The organism is Bradyrhizobium sp. Crot121, from assembly GCF_059512385.1.
Map to the genome: position 1 here is coordinate 1 of NZ_JCAMOR010000442.1, position 399 is coordinate 399.

Consider the following 399-nt stretch of genomic DNA (forward strand, 5'->3'; position numbering starts at 1 on the left):
GGCGGGATCGGTATCACGCCCTTCATCGCGATGATGGAGCAGTTCTCCCGAGAGGGTGCCAATTTCGAGCTGCATTATGCGGTGCGCTCCCACGATCGCGGCGCTTATTGCCGGGAACTGGTCGACCGCTACGGTTCGCATCGGGTGAAGATCTATTGCGATGCTGAGAGCAACTTCATTCCTGTCACCCGCCTGCTCGACAGCCAGCCGCTGGGCACGCACCTTTATGTCTGCGGCCCCTCCGGCATGATCGACGGCGTATTGAGAGCGGGATTGGAGGCCGGCTGGCCGCAGCAGAACCTGCATTCGGAACGGTTCCTGTCGTCTCAGCCCGGCAAGCCTTTCGACGTAGAGCTGCTGCGTTCGGAAATGACGGTTCATGTCGGTCACCACGAGAGC

At 60.9% G+C, this 399-nt stretch carries 1 protein-coding gene; it reads left to right on the forward strand.

Going from position 1 to position 399, the window contains the following annotated elements; all coding sequences use genetic code 11:
- Positions 1 to 399: ferredoxin reductase domain-containing protein (locus tag AC5ZGW_RS47390; protein WP_496114304.1), on the forward strand; the 399-nt coding region annotated here is incomplete at both ends.